At 32.4% G+C, this 5,467-nt stretch carries 4 protein-coding genes; 2 read left to right on the forward strand and 2 right to left on the reverse strand.

Features of this window, described 5'->3' with window-relative positions; translation table 11 throughout:
* The coding region (locus tag Q0C58_RS07555) for an aspartate kinase (RefSeq protein ID WP_290699533.1) at positions 1–867 on the forward strand (867 nt) is incomplete at its 5' end.
* Positions 868–1,004: 137 nt separating this feature from the next.
* Here Q0C58_RS07555 and Q0C58_RS07560 read toward each other — a convergent pair.
* Both Q0C58_RS07560 and Q0C58_RS07565 read right to left on the reverse strand, forming a co-directional pair.
* Complete coding sequence (locus tag Q0C58_RS07560) at positions 1,005–1,655, reverse strand: hypothetical protein (RefSeq protein ID WP_290699537.1); 651 nt, start codon at positions 1,653–1,655, stop codon at positions 1,005–1,007.
* Positions 1,656–1,875: 220 nt separating this feature from the next.
* Positions 1,876–3,168, reverse strand: coding sequence for an aminopeptidase P family protein (locus Q0C58_RS07565; protein WP_290699540.1), 1,293 nt, complete (start codon positions 3,166–3,168; stop codon positions 1,876–1,878).
* 182 nt (positions 3,169–3,350) lie between these two features.
* Between Q0C58_RS07565 and Q0C58_RS07570 the strand changes: the two genes are divergently transcribed.
* Positions 3,351–5,467 (forward strand): sialidase family protein (locus Q0C58_RS07570; RefSeq protein WP_290699543.1); only part of this gene is annotated, 2,117 nt, incomplete at its 3' end.

The raw sequence follows: 5,467 nt of genomic DNA on the forward strand, positions 1-5,467 counted from the left end.
GATAATTACTACATTAAACAAAATTTAAAACGCATTATTTCTCAAACTCCAGATGCTGAAATCTACATTACTCAAGGTTTTATAAGTAGAGATGCACTAGGCGATATTGCAAATTTACAACGTGGAGGAAGCGATTATACAGCAACAATTATTGGAGCTGTTTTAAAAGCCGAAGAAGTACAAATTTGGACAGATATTGACGGTTTTCATAATAACGATCCTAGATTTGTAGATAACACAACTGCTATTTCTAACTTGTCTTTTGACGAGTCTGCAGAGCTGGCTTATTTTGGAGCCAAAATATTGCATCCTCAAACTGTTATGCCAGTTAAGGCATTGGATATTCCGGTACGATTAAAAAACACAATGTCTCCAGAATCTTGCGGTACATTAATTACCAATCAAGTTCACGGAGAAGGTATAAAAGCTATTGCTGCTAAAGATGGTATTACAGCTATAAAAATTAAGTCTGGTAGAATGTTATTAGCACATGGTTTTTTAAAAAAAGTGTTTGAAATTTTTGAGCGTTATGAAACGTCAATAGACATGATTACAACTTCAGAAATAGCAGTATCTTTAACCATTGATAATGCCACACATTTACAGGCTATTGTAGAGGAGTTAGCTCGTTTTTCTATAGTTGAGGTAGATGATTATAAGAGTATTGTGTGCTTAGTTGGTAATGAAATTATCTTTCATGCAGACACACCAAATTTATTTCAGATTTTACAAGACGTAAGTGTACGTATGATATCCTATGGAGGAAGTCATAATAATATCTCTTTATTAATAAATACTAGTGATAAAATTGAAACTTTGAAGAAGTTACAGCGTTATGTTTTTGAAAATAATGCCGTTTTAGTTTAAAATAAAAGGCAAACTTTCTAGTTTGCCTTTTTGTAGTTTATAAGGTGTTTAAATATCTCGCTTACTAGATATAAATCGAATTAAAAATAGTCTAATACTTTTTTAAATCATCAACATTTAATTAATGAGTAATTATATTACTCAACGTTTTTTTTCTTTTTACTATTTTGATTGCGAATTACTATAATGCTACCAATAAATAAAACTATAATTAGTAAATAAAAAAATAGTTGACCAACAGTAAAACCACTTTCAATGGCAGAATTACTTTCTTTTTTCTCTGGTTCAATTTCTTTTTCGGCTACTAAAGATATTGAATAAAAAAACTTATTTTTATTTGTTGAAGCTAATTTAGCATTCTTTTTATATGTTGAAAACTCATAGGATAGAACGTGGTTATTTACAATAAAAATCATTTTATGTCTTGAATCATGTAATTGCGGGTTAGATTTTATTGTATATAAAATCTCTACACCTTTTATTCCTTTGTACTCAAATTCGGTCTGTTCTAACAACTCTCCATTTGCAGATGCTAATGATCCAGATATAACGCCTTGGTAAAATCCAGGTAACTCAGACTCTGTTATTCTTGGATTTCCTATATCTTGAACCATAACTACATATTCTCCCATGTCATCCCAACTCGAATAATAGTTAACTCCTTTCAAGATAGTTTTGTCAGGTTTATATGGAAATTTAATTGATGCAAATTCAGTTAATTCAGTTGTTATCCATTCTTGACCAAAAGAGAAATTTGTTATTAGTAAAAGTGTAATTAAGTATCTCATAAAATTTTTGTTGTTCAGTTTCTTCGGTTTTGTAGAAATGTTAGCAAGTTTTTTTGGTAAGATAAGCTTAGAGGTTCTATCTCTAATTTAATAAATAAAATAGAGATAGAATATATTCGATGGTTTTCGAAATTAGGCTAACATTAGTAATAAATAATAACAGTCTAACTTATGGTTGTTTTTTATAGTTTTTACAGAAACATTAAACAAAATCAAGCTTTTACCTATTCATCAAATCCTCAATCTCATCAATTTCAATTGGGATATCTCGCATTAAATTAAAAGGTTCTCCACTTTTTTGTATCACCACATCATCTTCTAACCTAATACCAAAACCTTCGTCTGGAATATAGATTCCAGGCTCTACAGTAAACACCATATTAGCTTGCATTGGCTCGTGTAGTAAACCGTAATCATGCGTGTCTAATCCCATGTGGTGGCTTGTGCCATGCATAAAGTATTTTTTATACGCTGGCCAATCTGTATTTTCGTTTTTAACATCTGCTTTGTCAATTAAACCTAAGCCAAGTAATTCACTAGTCATTAATTTACCAACTTCTACATGGTATTCTGCCCAAAGTGTTCCAGGAACTAATAGTTTTGTTGCAGCATTTTTAACTCTTAAAACAGCGTTGTAAACTGCTTTTTGTCTGTCGTTATATTTGCCAGAAACAGGAATAGTACGTGTCATATCACTTGCATAATTTGCGTACTTAGCTCCAGCATCAATCAATATTAAATCACCAGCTTTACATTCTTGATTATTCTCTATATAATGTAACACATTTGCGTTGTTTCCAGAACCAATAATTGGTGTATAGGCAAATCCATCAGAACGGTTATTTAAAAATTCGTGCATAAATTCTGCTTCAATATTATACTCCCAAACACCAGGTTTTACAAAACCTAAAACACGTCTAAATCCTTTATTAGTAATGTCGCAAGCGGTTTGTATTAAGTCAATTTCTGTTTGGTCTTTAATAGAGCGTAAACGTTGTAAAATAGGATTGCTTTTTGCAACACTATGTGCAGGATATTTGTTTTTTAACCATTTTGTAAAACGGTCTTCACGTGTTTCTGTCTCCACATTAGCACGATAATGCTCGTTAGTATTTATGTAAACCGTATCACTTTGAGACATAATCTCTGCCATTACCTTTTCTAAATCTTGTAACCAATACACGGTTTTAATTCCGCTAGTTGCTAAAGCTGCTTCTTTAGTCAGTTTTTCACCTTCCCAAATAGCAATATGTGCATTCGTTTCTTTTAAAAACAAGATTTCACGATTTTTAGAATTTGGGCAATCTGGAAACATTACTAAAATACTCTCCTCTTGATCTACACCACTTAAATAAAATATATCTCTGTGTTGTTCGAAAGGTAATGTACTATCTGCACTAACAGGATAAATATCGTTAGAGTTAAATACTGCAATGCTATTTGATTGCATTTGTGAAGTAAAGTTTTTTCTGTTTTTTATAAAAAGAGCCGAATCTATTTTGTTGTATTTCATTGAAAAACTTGTTTTTCATTCCCATGAAAATGGAAATCTTATTAATGTATGTTCGTTATTTAATTTTCCGTCAAGCGGAATAACTAAGTCGTTGTAAAAATAACATTTTATTGCTAAAAAGGGTTTCAGTTTTGTTCATATTTATCATAATGACTACCTTCATGCTTTAAAAAATTCTCAATATGAAATTCAAGTTTTTCCTCGCCTTAATATTTTTAGTTCTTCTTAAAACTGAAGCACAACAGACTGGTTTAAGTACCGAAATGGTGCAAAATAGGCTTCAGCAAAAAAAACAAATGCAAGAGCGTTCTATTGTTAAAAATGTACCTTTTAAAAACATTGGACCAACAGTTATGAGTGGTCGTGTGGTTGATTTAGCAGTAAACCCAGAACAATCAAGCGAGTTTTACGCTGCTTACGCTTCTGGAGGTTTGTGGCACACAACTAATAACGGAACCTCTTTTACGCCAATTTTAGATAGCTCGCAAACACAGAATATTGGGGACATTGCAGTAGATTGGAAAACACGAACTATTTGGGTTGGTACAGGAGAGAATAACGCATCACGATCGTCTTATTCTGGAATAGGAATATTAAAATCTACTAATAATGGTGAAACTTGGGAACATGTTGGTTTACCAAATTCGCAGCATGTTGGTCGTATTTTAATTAACCCAAATAATGGAGAAGAAGTTGTAATTGGAGTAACTGGAGCATTATATTCTAAGAGTGAGGATAGAGGGATTTATAAAACTAAAGATGGCGGTAAAACATGGAAAAAAACCTTGTTTGTAGATACTACTAGCGGTATTATAGACATGCAACACGTACCAAATAATTACAATATAATGTTTGCTTCTTCTTGGACTAAAGACCGTAAAGCTTGGAATTTTGATGGAAGTGGAAATAATTCTGCTATTTATAAAAGTACAGATGCTGGAGAAACTTGGACTAAAGTTTCAACCAAAACTAGTGGTTTTCCAACTGGAACAGGAACTGGTAGAATAGGATTGGCAATTTACGATGATAATATTGTATATGCCATTCATGATAGTCAATTTAGGAGACCTTCCGAAGGAAAAAAAGAAGAAACAAGAGGTCTTAAAAAAGAAGATTTTAAAACTATGAGTAGCCAGGATTTTTTGAATCTAGAAGACAAAAAACTGAATGGCTTTTTAAAGATGAATGGTTTTCAAGAAAAATATAGAGCCGAAAACGTAAAGCAAATGGTACGAAGCGGAAACGTAAAACCTATTGACTTAGCAAACTATCTTGAGGATGCTAACTCTATGTTGTTTGATACACCTGTAATTGGAGCTGAGATATATAAAAGTACAGATGGAGGTAAAACATGGAAAAAAACGCACGATGATTATTTAGACGATTTGTATTACAGTTACGGTTATTATTTTGGACACGTTTATGTTGCACCAGATAACGAAAACAATATCTATGTTTATGGTGTGCCCATTTTAAAGTCTAAAGATGGCGGAAAAACATTTACTTCTATAAGTAAAGAAAACGTACATGCAGATCATCACGCACTATGGATAAACCCAAAAAACACAAATCACTTAATTAACGGAAACGATGGTGGTGTTAACATAACTTATGACGATGGTGAGCATTGGATAAAAAACAATTCGCCTGCTGTTGGGCAATTTTATGCTATAAATGTAGATAACCAAAAACCGTATCGCGTTTATGGTGGTTTACAAGATAATGGTGTTTGGGTTGGCGCGCATAATGCACCAGAAGATAAATCTTGGCATCAAAAAGGAGAGTATCCATGGAGAAGTATTATGGGTGGAGATGGTATGCAAATAGAGATTGATAATCGTAATCCAGATATTGTTTATACAGGTTTTCAGTTTGGTAATTACTATAGAGTTAATAGAGAAAGTGGCGATCGAAAATACATTCAGCCTAAGCACGAATTAGGCGAAACACCTTATCGATTTAATTGGCAAACACCTATTCATTTATCAAAACACAATCAAGATATTTTATATTTAGGAGGTAATAAATTAATGCGCTCGATGGATCAAGGAGATACTTGGAAAGCTATTTCTCCAGATTTAACACAAGGTAGAAAAATAGGAAATGTAGCTTATGGAACATTAGCTTCTATAAGCGAATCGCCTTTTGAGTTTGGTCTAATTTACACAGGTAGTGATGATGGTGTTATTCAAATAACTAAAAATGGAGGTGGAAGCTGGAATGTGATTAGTACAAACTTGCCTAAAGATTTATGGGTAAGTAGAGTAGTAGCCTCAAAGCATAAAAAAGAACGTGTTTA

Origin of the sequence: Lacinutrix sp., assembly GCF_023299985.1 — a bacterium.
Taxonomy (GTDB): domain Bacteria; phylum Bacteroidota; class Bacteroidia; order Flavobacteriales; family Flavobacteriaceae; genus Lacinutrix.

Bases quoted from the DNA above. Each gene is read 5' to 3' on its own strand.
- Q0C58_RS07560 (WP_290699537.1), bottom strand. From the start codon at position 1,655: ATGAGATACTTAATTACACTTTTACTAATAACAAATTTCTCTTTTGGT.
- Q0C58_RS07565 (WP_290699540.1), bottom strand. From the start codon at position 3,168: ATGAAATACAACAAAATAGATTCGGCTCTTTTTATAAAAAACAGAAAA.